Source organism: Pseudomonas oryzihabitans NBRC 102199 (assembly GCF_000730625.1).
GTDB classification, from domain to species: domain Bacteria; phylum Pseudomonadota; class Gammaproteobacteria; order Pseudomonadales; family Pseudomonadaceae; genus Chryseomonas; species Chryseomonas oryzihabitans.
Window position 1 is genome coordinate 260,776 of the sequence record NZ_BBIT01000014.1, and the last position, 17,767, is coordinate 278,542.

Here is a 17,767-nt window from a genome sequence, read left to right on the forward strand (position 1 = left end):
CCGCGGGATGACTCCGACAATTAATTGTCCGACTTTATCGGTGCCTGCCGGAGATAACTTGAGCGGCCAGTCAGGTTTTTCCTGTGGAGCCGGATCAGCGGAGCTCGGGCCGGCCGCGGGTCTCCCAGTCGGCCGTGGCCGGGGAGACCCGGGGTCAGGCCTGCCTAGGCGGCGACCGTCTGAGCGCCGGTCATCAGCGCCACGGCGTCGGCCATGGAGTGCTGGCGCGGATCGATCACCGTCAGGCGGCGACCCAGGCGATGGATGTGGATGCGATCGGCGATCTCGAACACATGGGGCATGTTGTGGGAGATCAGCACGATGGCGATGCCGCGGGCACGCACGTCGAGGATCAGCTCCAGCACCTTGCGCGACTCCTTCACCCCCAGCGCCGCCGTGGGTTCGTCGAGGATGATCACCTTGGAGCCGAAGGCCGCCGCCCGCGCCACGGCCACGCCCTGGCGCTGACCACCCGACAGGGTCTCCACCGCCTGGTTGATGTTCTGGATGGTCATCAATCCCAGTTCGGAGAGCTTTTCCCGGGCGATGCGCTCCATTTCCTTGCGGTCCAGGGTGCGGCAGAGGGTGCCCAGCAGCCCCGGCTTGCGCAATTCGCGACCCAGGAAGAGGTTGTCGGCGATGGACAGCGCCGGCGACAGCGCCAGGTTCTGGTAGACCGTCTCGATGCCGGCCCGCCGCGCCGCGATGGGCGAGGCGAACTGCACCGGCTGGCCTTCGAAGCGGATCTCGCCTTCATCGGGCCGCAGGGCACCGGAGATGGCCTTGATCAGCGAGGACTTTCCGGCGCCGTTGTCGCCGATCACGGCGAGGATCTCGCCGGGCAGCAGGTCGAAGTCGGCGTGGTCGAGGGCGGTGACGCGGCCATAGCGCTTCACCAGGCCACGGGCCATGAGCAGGGGTTCGGTAGTCATCAGCTGGCCGCCTTTCTGATCCATTGGTCGATAGCCACGGCCGCGATGATGAGCGTGCCGATCAGCAGATAGGTCCACTGCACGTCGGTGCCCAGCAGCCGCAGGCCGAGGGCGAAGACGCCGACGATCAGGGCGCCGAACAGCATGCCGAGGATGGAGCCGCGGCCGCCGAACAGCGAGATGCCGCCGATCACCACGGCGGTGATGGACTCGATGTTGGCGAACTGCCCGGCGGTGGGCGAGACCGAGCCGATGCGGCCGATCAGCACCCAGCCGGCAAAGGCGCAGATGAGTCCGGACAGCCCGTACACGGTGATCAGCATGCGGCGGACGTTGACCCCGGCCAGCGCCGCGGCCTCGGGATCGTCGCCCACCGCATAGAGGTGGCGCCCCCAGGCGGTGTGGTTGAGCACGTACCAGAGCAGGGCGACCAACACCACCAGGGCGATCACGCCATAGGTGAAGACCGCGCCACCCAGGCGGAAATTGTCGCCGAACACCTGCAGTAGCGGCGCGGTCGCGCCGATTTCCTGGGCGCGGATGGTCTCGTTGCGCGAATAGAGGAAGTTGGCCGCGAGCACGATCTGCCACATGCCCAGGGTAACGATGAAGGGCGGCAGCTTGATGCGGGCGATCAGCCAGCCGTTGGCCATGCCGCACAGGGTGCCCACCGCCAGGCCGCAGAGGATCGACAGCTCCACCGGCAGGCCGTAGCGGAAGGTGAACTGGCCCATGACCACCGAGGACAGCACCATGATGGCGCCCACCGAGAGATCGATGCCGGCGGTGACCACCACCAGGGTCTGGGCCGCGCCGACGATGCCGGTGATGGCGACCTGCTGCAGGATCAGGGTGAGGGCGAAGGCGGAAAAGAACTTGCCGCCCAGCAGGGCGCCAAAGATGCCCAGCGACAGCAGCAGCACCAGCAGCGAGACCGCCGAGGGACGCGAATGCAGGAAGTGACGGAATTTGACCAGCGGGCTGCGCTCGTCACGGGCAAAGGAGGCGACCTCCGTGGCGCTGTGCTTGAGCACCTGTTCGAAGGGCTGGCCGGACGGAGAGGGTGAGGTCGGATCGCTCATGGCAATCTCCTGAAAGCGGGAAAGCGGCCGAGAGTCGATCGCCCGCACCCGGGCCCGAAGGGCTCAGGCGGGGCGATCGGTCTCCTCTAGCGTAGACGAGGGGCCATCAGCCCCAGCATTTCTGCAGGGCGGTCTTGCTGTCGATGGACTGGATGCCGGGGACCGGCTTGTCCGTCACCAGCTTCACGCCGGTGTCGACGAAGCTCTTGCCCTCGGTCGGGGTCGGCTTCTTGCCGGTGTCGGCAAAGGTCTTGATCGCCTCGATGCCCAGGGCCGCCATCTGCAGCGGGTACTGCTGGGAGGTGGCGCCGATGACGCCGTCGGCGACGTTGTGCACGCCCGGGCAACCGCCGTCGATGGACACGATCAGCACGTCCTTCTCGCGACCCACGGCCTTGAGCGCCTCGTAGGCGCCGGCGGCGGCTGGCTCATTGATGGTGTGCACCACGTTGATGGTCGGATCCTTCTGCAGCAGATTCTCCATCGCGGCGCGGCCGCCTTCTTCGTTGCCGTTGGTCACGTCGTGGCCGACGATGCGCGGATCGGTCTCGTCGCCGATGCGGCTCTGATCCTTGGGGTCGATGCCGAAGCCGAGCATGAAGCCCTGGTCGCGCAGGACGTCCACCGAGGGCTGGGAGGCGTTCAGGTCGAGAAAGGCCACCCGCGCGTCCTTGGCCTTGTCACCCAGGGTTTCCCGCGCCCACTGGCCGATCAGCTTGCCGGCCAGCAGATTGTCGGTGGCGAAGGTCATGTCGGCGGCGCTCACCGGATCCAGCGGGGTGTCCAGGGCGATCACCAGCAGACCGGCTTCGCGGGCCTTCTGCAGATTGGGCACGATGCCCTTGGTGTCGGAGGCGGTGATGAGGATGCCCTTGGCGCCATCGGCGATGCAGGTCTCGATGGCGGCCACCTGGCTTTCGCTGTCGCCGTCGATCTTGCCGGCGTAGGCCTTGAGCGTCACCCCCAGCTCCTTGGCCTTGGCGGTGGCACCTTCCTTCATCTTCACGAAGAAGGGATTGGTATCGGTCTTGGTGATGAGGCAGGCGGACACAGGGGCTGCCTGGGCGGTGCCACTGGCCAGGGCGGCGGCCAACAGGCAACCGGCGAAGGACGCGAGGGAGACGGTTCTTTTCATTGTTGTGCGCTCGGGTTCAGAGACGGGAAGGCGACCGACAGCGCGTCGGTCGCCGTGGAGCTGTTACCACCACTGCTCGATCTGGAAGCCGACGTTGGAGCCGTGCAGATCGTTGCCGAAGGTACCGGTGCTCGACAGCGCGGAGCCGGCGTCGAATTCATCGGCCGCCTGCTGGGCTGCCCGGTTCCAGGCGGCATAGGTGTAGAACAGGCGGAATTCGGGACGCGACTTGAATTCCGGACCCTTGGGCGACCAGGTGGGTGCCAGCGTCAGCTTGGTCAGCTTGCGGGTACCACCCGGGGCCTGCACCTGGTCATGACCCAGTTCGGTGGAGAACTTGAACTGGTCGCTGATGCCGTAGACCAGACGGCCACCCAGCGAGGTCCAGCGCAGGTCGTTGCCATTGGGACGCTCGTCCTTCTGGTAGACCGCGGCGATCTGGCCACCCCAGTAACGGCTGATCTGCCAGTCGAAGTAGTCGACGACGCGATAGGAGACGTCGGCGCTGCTCAGGGTGGGATCGCCGGTGCTGCCCAGGGCGGTGCCCGGACCCTGGCCGCGCTGCACGGCAAAGGTGTTCACGCCACCCCAGCCCATGAAGTTGGCCTGCTTGTGCTGCAGCGTCACCGCGACACCACTGTTGGCATTGGGCTGGTTGCTGGGCTTGTCCAGGTAGCTGACGCCGATTTCCAGCGAGCCATTGGGGTTGGTGTTGAAGCCGGCGACGTTGAAGTCGATGCGGTTCTGGAAGTCCTTCTGGTTCTGGTTGTCCTTGCGCGAGAAGGCCAGGCTGTACTTGAGGCCGCCGATGTTGACGTCCTCGATACCACCGCCGGTGGCGCTCTGGTTCCAGTAAAAGAAGTCGGAGATGTGGATATCGTTACGCTTGTAGTAACGGCGACCGGCCCAGAGGTTGCCGCCGTTCAGCGCGGCGATGTTGTTCCAGTAGGCATAGGCCTGGACCGCGCGGATCTCGCCGTTGTCGCCATTGAAGGTCGGGGTGCGATCGTACCTGTTGAAGAAGCTGCCCATGCCATAGACGCCGATTGCCGAGCCGTCGTCCAGATTGAAGACATTCTGCTTCAGCGCCAGCTCGCCGTACTGCTCGCACTCGTTGCCCAGACGGTACTTGGACTGGGCACCCTGCAGCTTGAAGCAGCGCATTGAGTCGGAACCGGAGGAATCACCGAGGCCGGTACGGAAGTAACCGGTGGTTTCCAGGGCGTTAGCCGCAGGAATCAGCAGAAGAGTGCTCATCAAGGACGCGACCGAAACCCTGGCCAAGGGCATAGCCTTTTTCTTATTCATTTATGTTCCCTATTTATTGTTGTTGTGTAACTCAGTGCCTGGCCTGCACCTGACCCGCCGTGCTCCAGCGGAAGATCGACATAGGTGTGACCATTGGAACCCAACCTGACTACAAACTTATCGCTGAATCAATTCAGCGGCAGACGGAGGGTAGCCTTTGATCACTCAACGGCCTAGCGGCTCGATTACAGCGATGTGTGAGCTGAATCACAAGCTGTGCTTCTACAAAAATAGCAAGCCAAGCAACTGTGAAACCCCTCTGGAATGGGGTCATGGCGAGGACTGCTCCTGCTGAAGAAGCCATAGGCGAAGCGCAGAGAAAGGAGCGCAAGCGGAAGGGCGGAATAGAGCGGGAGAGCAGGAGGGAAGGTGGGGCGGAGCGTCCGGGCGACGACGGATGCCGTCGCCCGGAGGGCGCGAATCAGCCCAGCAGGGCCTTGTCGCGCACGCCGCCCTTGTCGGCGCTGGTGGCCAGCAGGGCATAGGCCTTGAGTGCAGTGGTCACGCGGCGGGCACGGGGTTGTGCCGGCTTCCAGCCCAGCTTGTCCTGCTCGATGCGGCGGTGGGACAGCTCTTCGTCGCTCACCAGCAGGTTGATGCTGCGCTGGGGGATGTCGATGAGCACCTTGTCGCCGTCGCGCACCAGGCCGATAGCGCCACCCGCTGCCGCTTCCGGCGAGGCATGGCCGATCGACAGGCCCGAGGTGCCGCCGGAGAAGCGGCCGTCGGTGAGCAGGGCGCACTGCTTGCCCAGGCCCTTGGACTTCAGGTAGCTGGTGGGGTAGAGCATCTCCTGCATGCCCGGGCCGCCCTTGGGCCCTTCGTAGCGGATGATGACGATGTCGCCGGCCTTGACCTCGTCGGCGAGGATGCCACGCACGGCGGCGTCCTGGCTCTCGAACACCTTGGCATTGCCTTCGAACACATGGATGGATTCATCCACGCCGGCGGTCTTCACCACGCAGCCGTCCAGGGCGATGTTGCCGTAGAGCACCGCCAGGCCGCCTTCCTGGGAATAGGCATGGGCGACCGAGCGGATGCAGCCCTCGGCGCGATCGTCGTCCAGGCTGTCATAGCGGGTCGCCTGGCTGAAGGCTTCCTGGGTCGGGATGCCGGCCGGACCGGCGCGGAAGAAGGTCTTCACCGCCTCGTCCTGGGTCAGGGTGATGTCCCAGTGCTCGATGGCTTCGCCCAGGGTCCGGCTGTGCACGGTGGGCAGGTCGGTATGCAGCAGTCCGCCACGGGCCAGTTCGCCCAGGATGCTGAAGATGCCCCCGGCGCGGTGCACGTCTTCCATGTGGTATTTCTGGATGTTCGGCGCCACCTTGCACAGCTGCGGCACCTTGCGCGACAGGGCATCGATGTTGCGCAGGTCGAAGTCCACCTCGGCTTCCTGGGCGGCGGCCAGCAGGTGCAGGATGGTGTTGGTCGAGCCGCCCATGGCGATGTCCAGGGTCATGGCGTTCTCGAACGCCGCATAGGAGGCGATGTTGCGCGGCAGCGCCGACTCGTCGTTTTCCTGGTAGTAGCGGCGGCACAGCTCGACGATGGTGCGGCCGGCCCGCAGGAACAGCTCCTTGCGGTCGGCGTGGGTGGCCAGGGTCGAGCCGTTGCCGGGCAGGGCCAGGCCGAGGGCCTCGACCAGGCAGTTCATGGAGTTGGCGGTGAACATGCCCGAGCAGCTGCCACAGGTGGGGCAGGCGCTGCGTTCGTATTCGGCGACCTTCTCGTCGCTGGCCGAACTGTCGGCGGCGATGACCATGGCGTCCACCAGGTCCAGGCCGTGACTGGCCAGCTTGGTCTTGCCGGCTTCCATGGGACCGCCGGAAACGAAGACCACCGGGATGTTCAGGCGCAGGGCGGCCATCAGCATGCCGGGGGTGATCTTGTCGCAGTTGGAGATGCACACCAGGGCATCGGCGCAGTGGGCATTGACCATGTATTCCACGGCGTCGGCGATGATCTCGCGACTGGGCAGCGAATAGAGCATGCCGTCGTGGCCCATGGCGATGCCGTCGTCCACGGCGATGGTGTTGAATTCCTTGGCCACGCCGCCGGCCTTCTCGATCTCGCGGGCGACCAACTGGCCGAGATCCTTGAGGTGGACGTGCCCCGGCACGAACTGGGTAAAGGAGTTGGCGATGGCGATGATGGGCTTCTTGAAGTCTTCGTCCTTCATCCCGGTGGCGCGCCAGAGCGCCCTGGCGCCAGCCATGTTGCGGCCCTGGGTGGAGGTTTTCGAGCGATAGTCAGGCATGAAGCGTCTCTCCGAGGCGGCTTTCTAGATCACGGTTCTGGTCATCGTGAGCGCAGACGAGGCACGGTGCAAACGCGGAGTGACGGTTGCCGGGCCGGAGGGCGGCAACGCCATGCGGGATCTCCACAGGGGGTGCCAGGGCTCACGAACCCGCCGGAGGATGCTGGCGGAGGGGAGTCTGGATCATACACCCGGGCGCCAGCACTGCACAGCAGGCCGGCGCCGGACGGATCAGGGCGCTTCCTGTTCGCCGTCGGGGGCGTCTTCCAGGTATTCGTCCATGGGCTCCTGGCCGGCCAGGGTCTTGAGACTCAGGTCCACGGCTTCGGGCAGGGTGATGTCGACGCGCTGCTGGTCGCTGCCTTCCAGCGAGGATTCGTAGCTCAGCGCATGGCGCAGGTGACCGTTCTCGAGGATGGCGCCGACGCTGGCCAGCTGGGCGGCGGCTGGCGCCAGGCGTTCGAGGGCGGCCTTGGGCCAGGTGGCCTCGACGGTCGCGTTGCAGGTATAGAAGCCCGCTTCGCCGCTGTCCGAGGGTTCTTCCTGGGTCTTGATGTCGACCAGCGAGACCTGGCCGGCTTCCAGCGCGGGCTGGCCGGCGGCGATGTCGTCCGCATAGATCTCGTTGATGGTCTGGGCGTATTGCTGACGGACCAGCTCGGCGGTCTTGGCCGCATCGCAACTGTAGTCATAGCCACCGCAGCCAGTCAGGGAAAGCACCGCAGCTGTGAGTATGAGGTGACGTCTGGACATGCCTGAATTCCTTGGAACGATGGGTAGAGCCTGGCGGCGCTGGCCGCGCCTGCGTCGATCCACAGTGCAGGAGGTTGGCGCAGCGGTCGGGGATGGCGAGGGCCCATGGTGCTGCCGCTCGCCCATCCTGTCCATCAGACGCCGCCAGCGTCCTTCAGGACACCCGGCCTGGCTGGCCGGTCAGTGCCCGGCTCAGGCGCGGTCGGCGCTTTCGCAGGTTTCGAAGTCCTTGCTGTCGACGCGGTTCATGCTATCGAAGCCGATCGAATAGACCTGCTCCTTGCCGTCCTTGTTGAGCACATAGTTGTTGCAGGTGCCGGGGCGGTACTTGCGGGTATAGGTGCTCGACGGGGTACCGCCGATGCGCAGCACGTCAGCCTTGCTCATGCCCTTGTCCACCTGCTTCACCAGGGGTTGCTCGCGAAATTCGACGCGGCCCACGGTGTAGTCGGCGGTGTTCTTTACCGAGGCGCAGCCCGCCAGCACGGTGCCAGCCAGCAGGGCGGTCGCGACTGCAATCTTCTTGTTCATGGTGTGATCCCTTCAAAGGCGGAAGTGCCTGACACTTCGACGATGGCGGCGCCGATAAATTCGCTCTCCGTCGCACTTCTCGCCGTTTGCCGCTTTGACGGATCTCCCACTGGCGACGGCAAGTGACTGTATCTAAAGCTGATTCTGCAAACGAACGCTATGCCCCCGTTTTTTAAGGATTATTTTGTCCGAACGGCAGTTGACAGGGGCCAGGCGGCAGGCGATCTTTAGCGTTATGTTGTAACTCCCCCAGCCGTTTCTCGTTTCTCGCGAGGACCTCATGAATCGCCGTCGTCTGCTCAATCTGATCCTGGCTGGCATGACCTTGCCCGTCGGGTTGCCGGCGTTCGCCGCCCGGCAGCAACTCAAGGGTGCCCGGGCCTGGCAGGATGCCGACAAGCTCCGCCTGGTGTTCGATCTCACCGGGCCGGTCCGCTACAAGACCTTCACCCTGGTCGCGCCGGACCGCATCATTCTCGATCTCGCCGATACCCAGGCGCCGGCGGTACTCAATCATCTCGCCCTGCAGGGGTCGCCGGTGCGCGCCGTGCGCAGCGCCCACTACGGCGCCCAGGACACCCGGGTGGTGCTGGAGCTGGCCCATCCGGTGGAGGTGGAGAGCTTCATCCTCGGTCCGGGCGAAGGCGCGGCCAATCGCCTGGTGCTGGATCTCAAGCGGGCCGGGGCGCCGGCGGTGGCTGCGCGCAAGCCGGTCGACGCCGAGCCGCCGCTGGAGGTCAAGCGCGGCAAGGGCCTGGCCACGGGTCGCGACATCATGGTGGTGGTCGATGCCGGTCACGGCGGCAAGGACCCGGGTGCGCTGAGCGCGCGCGGTGATCGGGAAAAGGACATCGCCCTGATCGTGGCGCAGAATCTGGCGCGGCGGATCAATCTGCAGAAGGGCTTCAAGGCCAAGCTGGTGCGCAACGACGACTTCTTCGTGCCGCTGCGCAAGCGCGTCGAGGTTGCCCGCAGCTACAACGCCGACATGTTCGTCTCGGTGCATGCCGATGCCGCGCCACGCCGCACCGCCTACGGTGCCTCGGTCTATGCCCTGTCGGAGCGCGGCGCGACCTCCACCACGGCGCGCTTCCTGGCCGACAGCGAGAACAACGTCGACCTGATCGGCGCCAACGAGATTCTCAAGGGCCGCGACCCCATGCTCGCCGGCGTGCTGCTGGACATGTCGATGAACGCCACCATCTCGTCGAGCCTGGACCTGGGCCACAAGGTGCTGGGGCAATTGTCGAGCATCACCAACCTGCACCAGAAACGAGTGGAGCAGGCGGGCTTCGCTGTGCTCAAATCGCCCGACATCCCCTCGATCCTGGTCGAGACGGGCTTCATTTCCAATGATCGCGATTGCCGACGCCTGCTCGACAGTCGCCACCAGAAGCAGCTGGCCGATTCCATCTTTGCCGGACTGCATGGCTATTTCCAGGAGCGCCCCCCGCTGGGTACCTACCTGGCCAGCCTCAAGAACACCCAAGGAGTGACATGAGTTTGCAAGACAAGGCGCGTCGTTACTGGCGCGTGGTGGTGCTGGTGATAGGTGCGCTCTGTGTCGTCGCCGGGTTGATCGGCTACGGTCAGGGCGGTGGCGACAAGCAGGGCAGTGCCCAGGAAGGCTTCGTCAACAAGGTCTGGCAGATCAAGACCAGCAACAGCATCGAGCCGGGAATGCTCTACGTCTTTCTCAGCGATGGCACCCTGGTGATGGCCTCGCCGAGCAGCCAGCCCTCCCTGGGCCGCTGGACGCGCACCGAGAAGGGCCTGAACCTGATCGAGGAAGGCATCACCTATCCCACGGAAATCCTCAGTCTCTCGCGCGACGAATTCCGTATCCGCAGCCTCAACCCCGGCGATCCGGTGGAGCTGCAGCTGGCTCCGGCGGCGCGTTGAGACGCCCTCAGGCGTCGTCGGCGTAGCGCTGTTCCTGCCAGGGGTCGCCGCGGTCGTGATAGCCGCGCATCTCCCAGAAGCCCGGCGTGTCGCCGACCCGGAAGTCGATGCGCCTGAGCCACTTGGCGCTCTTCCACAGATAGAGGTGCGGGATCATTGCCCGCACCGGCCCGCCGTGCTCGGCGGTCAGCGGCTGGCCCTCCCAGCTGTGGACCAGCATGGCGCCCGGTGCGGCGAAATCCGCCAGCGGCAGGTTGGTGATGTAGCCGTCGTAGCTGTGCAGGAGCACATGGGTCGCCTCGTCCCGCGGCTGCACCTCGTCGAGCAATTCGCTTACCGGCAGGCCGATCCAGCGATTGTCATAGCGTGACCAGGTGGTGACGCAGTGCATGTCGCTGACGGCCTGGCTGGTCGCCCGCGCCGCGAAGGTCTCCCAGTTCCAGCGCAGCGTCCTGCGCACTGCGCCGGTTACCGCCAGTTGCCAGCGCTCCCGGCTGACCTCCGGCCGCACCCCCAGATCCAGGACCGGCCAGTTGCTGACGCGATGCTGGCCGGGCGGCAGTCGCTCGCTTTCCGGACGGGCACTCTGGCCGGTGAGGAAACGGCCCTCCTGGGCCCAGCGTTCCTTGGAACGGGTCAGCTTGCTTGGCTCATCGCTCATCGAGGGATCCTCTTCACGGGTCGTGGGTTTCTGACCGCCATGATGGCCTTTCGTCGGCACAGGCCGAACCCAGACGGCGTCTTGCGCCTCCTATCCTGCAGGCACTCAGAGAGGCGCCTCCTTTTTCTTAACCTGCCGGAGAACGACCATGGTAGATGCAACCCAGATCAAAGAGCATGCGGAAGTCGTCGGTTCGGACGGCCAGCACGTAGGCACCGTCGACCATATGGAAGGCGCCGATCGCATCAAGCTGACCAAGCGCGATCAGGATGCCCAGGGCAAGCACCACTACATCCCGCTGAGCTGGGTCCAGTCCGTGGAAGGCAGCCAGGTGCGCCTGGTCAAGACCCGCGACGAAGCCGAGCGCGAGTGGCAGGCCGCCTGAGGCGCCTGGCACAGCAACAAAAAGCCCCGCACTGGCGGGGCTTTTTGTTGGCCGGCGAATAGGGATCAGTTGATGTATTCGAACAGCTTGACGATGCGCTGCACGCCCGAGACGCTCTGGATCAGCTGCACGGCGTGGGCGGCTTCCTGCTGGGTCACCAGGCCCAGGAGGTAGACGATGCCGTTTTCGGTGACCACCTTGATGCGCGAACCGGGGATGTCCTCGTCGGCGAACATCTGGGTCTTGATGCGGGTGGTCAGCCAGGAATCGTTGCTACGCGCCAGCAGCGAGGAGTTGCCGGTCACCTGCAGTTCGTTGTGCACGGTCTTGACCCGCTGCACGCTGCGCACGGCCTGTTCGGCCTGCGCCTTGAGATCGGCCCGCGGCGTCTGGCCAGCGATCAGCACCACGCCGTTGTAGCTCACCACCACGATGTGCGAGCTGGCGAGATCGGCATTGGCCTTGGAGATGTTGACCGACGCCTTGGTCTCGATCAGGGCATCGTCCACGGTGCTGCCCAGGGTACGGGTACCGCGGTTGTCGTCGATGGGCTTGTCGCGGCTGGCGGTGACCACGTTGCTGCAGCCGGCGACCGCAAAGGACAGCGCCAGGATGGCGAGCAGAGGAGCCTTCTTCATTCTTCGCTTCCAAACAGTTGCTGATCGATCTGGTCGCACAGGCAGTGGATCACCAGCAGGTGCACTTCCTGGATGCGGGCGGTGACCTTGGCCGGCACGCGGATCTCGACGTCTTCGGGCAGCAGCAGGGAGGCCATGCCACCGCCGTCGCGGCCGGTGAGGGCGACCACGGTCATCTCGCGGTCGTGGGCGGCCTGGATCGCCTGGATCACGTTGGCCGAGTTGCCGCTGGTGGAGATGGCCAGGAGGATGTCGCCCGGTTGACCCAGGGCCCGAATCTGCTTGGAGAACACCTCGTTGTAGCTGTAGTCGTTGGCGATGGAGGTCAGCGTCGAGGTGTCGGTGGTCAGGGCCAGGGCCGGCAGGCTGGGACGCTCGCGCTCGAAGCGATTCAGCAGCTCCGAGGAGAAGTGCTGGGCATCGCCGGCGGAACCGCCGTTGCCACAGGTGAGAATCTTGCCTTCGTTGAGCAGGGCCGCAACCATGACCTGGCTGGCCAGATCGATATGCGGAATCAGGACTTCCATGGCCTGACGCTTGGTTTCGATGCTGTCCCGGAAGAGTTTCTGGATGCGGGCGTGGGTGTCCATCGCGATATCTTTGACCTGTGCTGTAGAGGGCCTCAGGCGTCGAAGGCCTGTTTGATCCATTCGAGTGCCTGAGGGGATGCGTCGGCCCCGGGGCCGATCGCGATCACGTCGAAACGACAGGGCCGCTTGGCCCAGCGCGCTTCGGATTGCAGAAAGAGGGCGGCGCTGTTGACCAGTCGCTGCCGCTTGCGGGCATCTATGCTTTCCGCGGCGCCGCCCCAGGCGGTGTGCCTGCGGGCGCGTACCTCGACGAATACTACTGTATCGCCGTCGAGCATGACCAGATCGAGCTCGCCACCCTGCCAGCGCCAGTTGCGCTCCAGCAGGCGCAGACCGTGCGTCTGCAGGAACTGCAGCGCGCGATCCTCGGCCTGCCGGCCGCGCTGGAGGTGCGGCGCCTGCTTCACGGGGTGCTGAGCGAGGCCGGCACGCTGGTGGTGGGCAGCGGCGCATTGCTGGCCGGCAGCGGCTGGGCCACGCCGTTGCGGAATTCCGCCCAGGGCAGGTGACGCACCACGCGCTGATCGGGCGCCACGCTCAGGTTGCCGGACAGGCCGGGCAGCTCGGAGTTGGGCAGGGCCTTGAGCTGCTGCAGGTGCAGCGCCAGCAGGTAGGCGTCGGCGCCCATGGCGTAGAGGCGACCGATGCTGGTGCCGGCCTGGGGCCACTGGGCGGTGATCTTGGCGCGCAGCGGATTGCTCGGGTCGAGCAGCCAGGGCGTTTCGCAGAACAGGATGCCGTTGAGATCCTGGTTCACGCCGGGTTCATTGACCCCGCTGTTGAGGTTGGAGGTGGCGTACACCGGCAGATCGCGGGCGTTCTGGTAGACCAGGATCGGCTTGATCTGACGGGCCTGGGCCGGCGTCGAGGCGAGGAAGATGAAGTCCATGCCCTGGCGCATCTGCAGCAGGCTGCTGATGCGATTGGCGATCTCGACCGGCTGGCCGATGCGCTCGGCGGCGACCAGGCGACCGCCCAGGTGCTGCCACTCGTTCTGGAAGGCAGCCAGCACGCGGGCACCCCAGTCACCCTGGGGCACCATGGCGCCAGCACTGCGCTTGCCATCGGCCCAGGCGCGGCGCGCGGCTTCGCGGGCCTCGTCCTCGGCGGCCAGGCCGAACTGGAAGAGTTGCGGCGGCTGAGCGCCCTGGCTGTCGCCATAGTTCAGCGCCAGGGTGTTAATCGGCAGTTGCGGGCGATCGCCGAGCTGCTTGACGAAGTTCTTCTCCAGCGGACCCACCACCAGCTGGATACCGGCGGCCTGGGCCTGGCGGTAGAAGGCGTCCAGCGAGCCCATCTGGGTGCTGTCGTAGACGGTCACGGCCGGCGCACTCTGGCCGGCGGCCAGGGCTTCGTAGCGGGCGGCCATGAAGCCGTCCTGCAGCGCGCGGGAGACGCCGGCGAGCTGACCCTGCAGGGGCAGCAGCAGGGCGACGCGATTGAGCGGTTCCCGCGCCAGGGTCTTCAGGCGCTCCAGATCATCGGGCAGGTTGCGCGCGGCGGGATGGCCGGGGTGCTGCTTCTGCCAGTCCTCGATGGCGGCCAGCTGCTGATCCAGCGCCAGGTTGCCGCGGGTGATGGCGGCCAGCGCCAGCCAGCCATTGAGATCGGCGTCCTTCACGCTCTGGCGCAGTTGCGCATCCGGCAGGCTGGTGATCAGTTGCCAGATCTGCTCGCGATTGTCGTGGGCGGCATCGCCGTCCAGCAGCGGACCGAGAAAGATCCGCTCCTGGGCGGCGGCGAGCTGCTGGCCGTTGGCGGCCTGGGCATCGGCCTTGGTCAGGCCGCTGCGGATCTGCTGCTGGGCCGGCAATTCGCCCAGCTGGGCGAAACTCGGATGGTCGAAGCGCTTGACGGCCTGCGCCGGCTGCTTGTCGAGCAGGTCGAGCTGGGCCAGCAGGGTCTGGGCGAACATCTGCTGGGCCGGCTTGAGGCCTTCGAGATTGATGGAGCCCAGGATCTGCCGCGCTTCGCGGGAGTTCTGCTGGGCATAGGCCTTGTCGGCGGCGGTCAGGCGCAGCAGATTGGCCTGCTCGGACTGACTGGAGCCGGCCTGGTTCAGCAGTTGCTCGATGCTGGCCTGGCTGGGCTGGGGCAGGTCGCCGAGGGAGTTGTTGACGGGCGAGCTGCTGCAGGCGGCGAGCAGGGCGAAGGCGGTGGCGCAGAGCAGCGGACGCAGGCGGAACTTCATGCTGTGGTTCCTGAGCAAATGTCTGGAAAGGGGGCGATTGTCTCACAGCACCCAAGCGCTGCGAACGCCGAGGGCGAGAGCGGCGTACACTGTTGGGCTATTTCCAGTCCGTCAGGTTTCATCATGATTTCGCCGGGTACTCTTTATGTGGTTGCCACGCCCATCGGCAACCTGGACGACATCACCGCCCGCGCGCTCAAGGTGCTGCGCGACGTGGCCCTGATCGCCGCCGAAGACACCCGTCATTCGGCGCGCCTGCTGCGCCATTTCGGCATCGAGACGCCCCTCGCGGCCTGCCACGACCACAACGAGCGCGATGCCGGTGGCCGCTTCATCACCCGGCTGCTGGCGGGGGACGATGTCGCCCTGATCTCCGATGCGGGCACGCCGCTGATTTCCGATCCGGGTTTCCATCTGGTGCGGGCAGCGCGCGCCCAGGCCATCAAGGTCTCGCCGATACCGGGCGCCTGCGCGCTGATCGCGGCGCTGTCGGCAGCCGGGCTGCCCTCGGATCGCTTCAGCTTCGAAGGCTTCCTGCCCGCCAAGGCGGTGGGCCGGCAGGGGCGACTGGCGGCCCTGCGCGAAGACCCGCGCACCCTGATCTTCTACGAGGCGCCTCATCGGCTTGAGGATTGCGTGGCCGACATGGTGAGCACCTTCGGGCCTGAACGGCACATCGTGCTGGGTCGCGAATTGACCAAGACCTTCGAGACCCTGCGCGGCCTGCCCGCCGGCGAGCTGCTGGCCTGGATCCGCGCGGATCTGGATCAGCAGCGCGGCGAGTGCGTGCTGCTGGTGGCCGGTTGGGCGGAGCCCGAGGACGCCGAGGTCGATGCCGAGACCCTGCGCATCCTCGATCTGCTGCTGGCCGAGCTGCCGATCAAGCGCGCCGCCGCCCTGGCCGCCCAGATCACCGGCGCGCGCAAGAATCTGCTCTATCAGCTGGCGCTGGAGCGCAAGGGCGAGTAGGGCGAATTAGTGGGCATCTTTCCTTGTTATCCGCCCCCAGTCTCTATACCCTTGCGCCGCGAGAGCCGACCGGGCAGTCGCTGTCGTGATCCGCAAGGGTTGCGAGGGAGGAAAGTCCGGGCTCCATAGGGCGAGGTGCCAGGTAACGCCTGGGAGGCGTGAGCCTACGGAAAGTGCCACAGAAAATAACCGCCTAAGCGCGCAAGCGCCGGTAAGGGTGAAAAGGTGCGGTAAGAGCGCACCGCACGGCTGGCAACAGTTCGTGGCTAGGTAAACCCCACCTGGAGCAAGACCAAATAGGAATCCATAGGCGTGGCCCGCGCTGGATTCGGGTAGGTCGCTAGAGGCAATCAGCGATGGTTGTCCCAGAGGAATGACTGTCCTCGACAGAACCCGGCTTACAGGTCGGCTCTCGCACCCCCTCCCTCCTGGGCCCCTGCGCCCGGGCTTGTGACCTCTTCTTGAGACATCACTTTAATCAATTGAGCCAATCAATTGACTTCATTTCCGTTTGTCGGAAATCGATGTCGTTCGTCCTGGTCGTGAACTCGTGCAATTTGCTCGAAATCCCCGTCCCACGCGGCCTGGGAACCCCCTCGCTTACCTTGACTGAAAGCGGCCCTCCTCAATATAGTGGCGGCCGGTGGTACGAAGTGGGGCGAAGTGGGATTTAATGGCAAGGACAGCCTATTAGAGGACGCGAAATTGTTCCGGGGAGCGAACGCCATCAGTCTCGACGCCAAGGGGCGCGCCGCGATGCCGAGCCGGTATCGTGACGAGCTGCTGGAGCGTTGTGCCGGCCAGCTCATCGTGACGATCGATGCCGTCGACCCCTGCCTTTGCGTCTATCCACTCCCGGAATGGGAAATCATCGAAAGCAAGCTGCGGCAGTTGCCCTCGCTACGCGAGGAGACTCGCCGCTTGCAGCGCTTGCTGATCGGCAATGCGGTGGATCTGGAGCTCGACGGCAGTGGCCGCTTCCTGGTTCCGCCGCGCCTGCGTGAATACGCCAAGCTGGACCGGCGCGTGATGCTGGTCGGGCAGCTCAACAAGTTCCAGTTATGGGATGAGGATGCCTGGAGTGCCGTGTGCGACGCGGATCTCCTGGCGATTAAGGAACCCGGCGGTATGCCGGATGAAATGCGCGATTTGATCCTGTGACCATGAACCCAGTCTTCCACCACGTCTCCGTTCTCCTGGACGAGGCCGTACAGGCATTGGCGATCCAGCCTGCCGGCCGTTATCTGGACGGCACCTTCGGCCGCGGCGGACACAGCCGGGCCGTGCTGCGCCTGCTGGGTGGAGAAGGGCGGCTGCTGGGTTTCGACAAGGATCCCCAGGCGATCGCCGCCGGCCAGGCCCTGGCCACGGAAGACCCGCGATTCGAGATCGTCCAGCGCAGCTTCGCCGAGCTGGGCGATGAACTCGTCGGCCGGGGCTGGTCCGGTCAGGTCGATGGCGTGCTGCTGGATCTGGGCGTGTCCTCGCCCCAGCTCGACGATCCCGAGCGCGGTTTCAGCTTCATGCAGGACGGCCCCCTGGACATGCGCATGGATCCGAGTCGGGGGCAGAGCGCCGCCGCCTGGATCGCCACCGCGCCCGAGGCCGACATCGCCCAGGTATTCAAGGAATTCGGCGAAGAGCGTTTCGCCAAGCGCATGGCGCGTGCCGTGGTGCAGCGCCGCGAGGTCCAGCCCTTCGAGCGCACCGGCGACCTGGCCAAGGTGCTCACCGAGGCCAATCCGGCCTGGGAAAAGGGCAAGCATCCCGCGACGCGCGCCTTCCAGGGTCTGCGCATCTACATCAACCGCGAGCTGAGCGATCTGGAGCAGGGCCTGCAGGCCGCTTACGAGCAGCTGGCCGTGGGTGGCCGGCTGGTGGTGATCAGCTTCCACTCGCTGGAAGATCGCATCGTCAAACAGTTCATGCGCCGGCTGGCCAAGGGCGAGGCCGATCAGTTGCCGCGCGACCTGCCGATCCGCGCCACGGTCTTCGAGCCCTCGCTGCGCCTGCTGGGCAAGCCGGTCTATGCCGGCGAAGCCGAACTGGCCGCCAATCCCCGCGCGCGCAGCGCCGTGATGCGCGTTGCCGAGAAGCTGAAATGAGCCGGCTCTTCGTCAAGAAACTGCCCCTGGGCAGCAGCGTCATGCTGGTGCTGTTCGCCGGTGTGCTGCTGTCGGCGGTGGCCGTGGCCTATAGCGCCCACTGGAATCGCCAGCTGCTCAACACGCTCTATGGCGAAATGGCCATCCGCGACAAGGCCCAGGCCGAATACGGCCGGCTGCTGCTGGAGCAGAGCACCTGGACCGCCCACAGCCGCGTCGAGGCCCTGGCCAGCGGCCAGCTGCAGATGCGCATCCCCGATCCGGCCGAAATTCGGATGGTCAATCCGTGAAAGGCCTGATCGCGCGCCTGCCATGGCGCTTCAGCCTC

Annotated in this window: 19 protein-coding genes and 1 other RNA gene; 8 read left to right on the top strand and 12 right to left on the bottom strand. The window is 65.6% G+C overall.

All coding sequences use genetic code 11. From position 1 onward, the window contains the following. Positions 1–164: 164 nt before the first annotated feature. The 7 genes from POR01S_RS16915 to osmE all read right to left on the bottom strand — a co-directional run bounded on the left by POR01S_RS16915 (position 165) and on the right by osmE (position 7,998). Complete coding sequence (locus tag POR01S_RS16915; protein WP_042137188.1) at positions 165–932, bottom strand: ATP-binding cassette domain-containing protein; 768 nt, start codon at positions 930–932, stop codon at positions 165–167. Continuing rightward, a complete protein-coding gene (locus POR01S_RS16920) occupies positions 932–2,014 on the bottom strand; it encodes an ABC transporter permease (RefSeq protein WP_007162078.1) in 1,083 nt (360 codons plus the stop codon). Before POR01S_RS16920 ends, POR01S_RS16915 begins: the two co-directional genes overlap by 1 nt. A gap of 106 nt (positions 2,015–2,120) precedes the next feature. Next, on the bottom strand, positions 2,121–3,149 hold the full coding sequence (locus POR01S_RS16925) for a sugar ABC transporter substrate-binding protein (protein ID WP_007162077.1): 1,029 nt from the start codon (positions 3,147–3,149) through the stop codon (positions 2,121–2,123). Positions 3,150–3,212: 63 nt separating this feature from the next. Beyond that, a complete protein-coding gene (locus tag POR01S_RS16930) occupies positions 3,213–4,439 on the bottom strand; it encodes a maltoporin (RefSeq protein ID WP_042137190.1) in 1,227 nt (408 codons plus the stop codon). A gap of 439 nt (positions 4,440–4,878) precedes the next feature. Continuing rightward, complete coding sequence (gene ilvD, locus POR01S_RS16935; RefSeq protein WP_042137192.1) at positions 4,879–6,714, bottom strand: dihydroxy-acid dehydratase; 1,836 nt, start codon at positions 6,712–6,714, stop codon at positions 4,879–4,881. A 231-nt stretch (positions 6,715–6,945) separates the two neighbouring features. Next, the gene (locus tag POR01S_RS16940) at positions 6,946–7,467 is read right to left on the bottom strand and encodes a hypothetical protein (protein WP_007162074.1); all 522 of its coding nucleotides are present in this window, start codon (positions 7,465–7,467) and stop codon (positions 6,946–6,948) included. 192 nt (positions 7,468–7,659) lie between these two features. After that, complete coding sequence (gene osmE, locus POR01S_RS16945; protein WP_007162073.1) at positions 7,660–7,998, bottom strand: osmotically-inducible lipoprotein OsmE; 339 nt, start codon at positions 7,996–7,998, stop codon at positions 7,660–7,662. Positions 7,999–8,278: 280 nt separating this feature from the next. On the opposite strand from osmE, the gene POR01S_RS16950 reads away from it, so the two are divergent. After that, positions 8,279–9,499, top strand: coding sequence for an N-acetylmuramoyl-L-alanine amidase (locus tag POR01S_RS16950; protein ID WP_007162072.1), 1,221 nt, complete (start codon positions 8,279–8,281; stop codon positions 9,497–9,499). After that, positions 9,496–9,900, top strand: a complete 405-nt coding sequence (locus tag POR01S_RS16955) for a hypothetical protein (protein WP_007162071.1) — start codon at positions 9,496–9,498, stop codon at positions 9,898–9,900. Before POR01S_RS16950 ends, POR01S_RS16955 begins: the two co-directional genes overlap by 4 nt. Before the next feature lie 7 nt (positions 9,901–9,907). On the opposite strand, the gene POR01S_RS16960 is transcribed toward POR01S_RS16955, so the two are convergent. Next, a complete protein-coding gene (locus POR01S_RS16960) occupies positions 9,908–10,561 on the bottom strand; it encodes a sulfite oxidase-like oxidoreductase (protein ID WP_042137194.1) in 654 nt (217 codons plus the stop codon). Between the two features lie 148 nt (positions 10,562–10,709). Here POR01S_RS16960 and POR01S_RS16965 point away from each other — a divergent pair, with 148 nt between their 5' ends. After that, on the top strand, positions 10,710–10,946 hold the full coding sequence (locus POR01S_RS16965; protein ID WP_027600263.1) for a DUF2171 domain-containing protein: 237 nt from the start codon (positions 10,710–10,712) through the stop codon (positions 10,944–10,946). A 65-nt stretch (positions 10,947–11,011) separates the two neighbouring features. On the opposite strand, the gene POR01S_RS16970 is transcribed toward POR01S_RS16965, so the two are convergent. The 4 genes from POR01S_RS16970 to POR01S_RS16985 are packed head-to-tail and all read right to left on the bottom strand — an operon-like array spanning position 11,012 to position 14,365. Further along, positions 11,012–11,584, bottom strand: coding sequence for a BON domain-containing protein (locus POR01S_RS16970; protein ID WP_007162068.1), 573 nt, complete (start codon positions 11,582–11,584; stop codon positions 11,012–11,014). Further along, positions 11,581–12,174 (bottom strand): phosphoheptose isomerase, encoded by a 594-nt coding sequence (locus POR01S_RS16975; protein WP_007162067.1) that lies wholly within the window; start codon positions 12,172–12,174, stop codon positions 11,581–11,583. The genes POR01S_RS16970 and POR01S_RS16975 overlap by 4 nt, the downstream gene beginning before the upstream one ends. 32 nt (positions 12,175–12,206) lie before the next feature. Then, entirely contained in the window at positions 12,207–12,581 is a 375-nt protein-coding gene (locus tag POR01S_RS16980) for a YraN family protein (RefSeq protein WP_042137197.1), read from the bottom strand. After that, positions 12,578–14,365 (bottom strand): penicillin-binding protein activator, encoded by a 1,788-nt coding sequence (locus tag POR01S_RS16985; RefSeq protein ID WP_042137199.1) that lies wholly within the window; start codon positions 14,363–14,365, stop codon positions 12,578–12,580. The genes POR01S_RS16980 and POR01S_RS16985 overlap by 4 nt, the downstream gene beginning before the upstream one ends. A 123-nt stretch (positions 14,366–14,488) precedes the next feature. On the opposite strand from POR01S_RS16985, the gene rsmI reads away from it, so the two are divergent. From rsmI to ftsL, 5 genes are all read left to right on the top strand, one after another. Continuing rightward, the gene (rsmI, locus tag POR01S_RS16990) at positions 14,489–15,334 is read left to right on the top strand and encodes a 16S rRNA (cytidine(1402)-2'-O)-methyltransferase (protein WP_042137201.1); all 846 of its coding nucleotides are present in this window, start codon (positions 14,489–14,491) and stop codon (positions 15,332–15,334) included. A 61-nt stretch (positions 15,335–15,395) separates the two neighbouring features. Beyond that, positions 15,396–15,751, top strand: an RNA gene (gene rnpB / locus POR01S_RS23125) — RNase P RNA component class A. A gap of 288 nt (positions 15,752–16,039) precedes the next feature. Next, on the top strand, positions 16,040–16,495 hold the full coding sequence (gene mraZ, locus POR01S_RS16995; protein ID WP_007162063.1) for a division/cell wall cluster transcriptional repressor MraZ: 456 nt from the start codon (positions 16,040–16,042) through the stop codon (positions 16,493–16,495). Between the two features lie 2 nt (positions 16,496–16,497). Continuing rightward, on the top strand, positions 16,498–17,439 hold the full coding sequence (gene rsmH, locus POR01S_RS17000) for a 16S rRNA (cytosine(1402)-N(4))-methyltransferase RsmH (protein ID WP_027600267.1): 942 nt from the start codon (positions 16,498–16,500) through the stop codon (positions 17,437–17,439). Continuing rightward, positions 17,436–17,729 carry a cell division protein FtsL gene (ftsL, locus tag POR01S_RS17005; protein WP_007162061.1) on the top strand — a complete coding sequence of 98 codons (294 nt, stop codon included), beginning with the start codon at positions 17,436–17,438 and terminating at the stop codon, positions 17,727–17,729. The genes rsmH and ftsL overlap by 4 nt, the downstream gene beginning before the upstream one ends. The last annotated feature ends 38 nt before the right edge of the window (positions 17,730–17,767 follow it).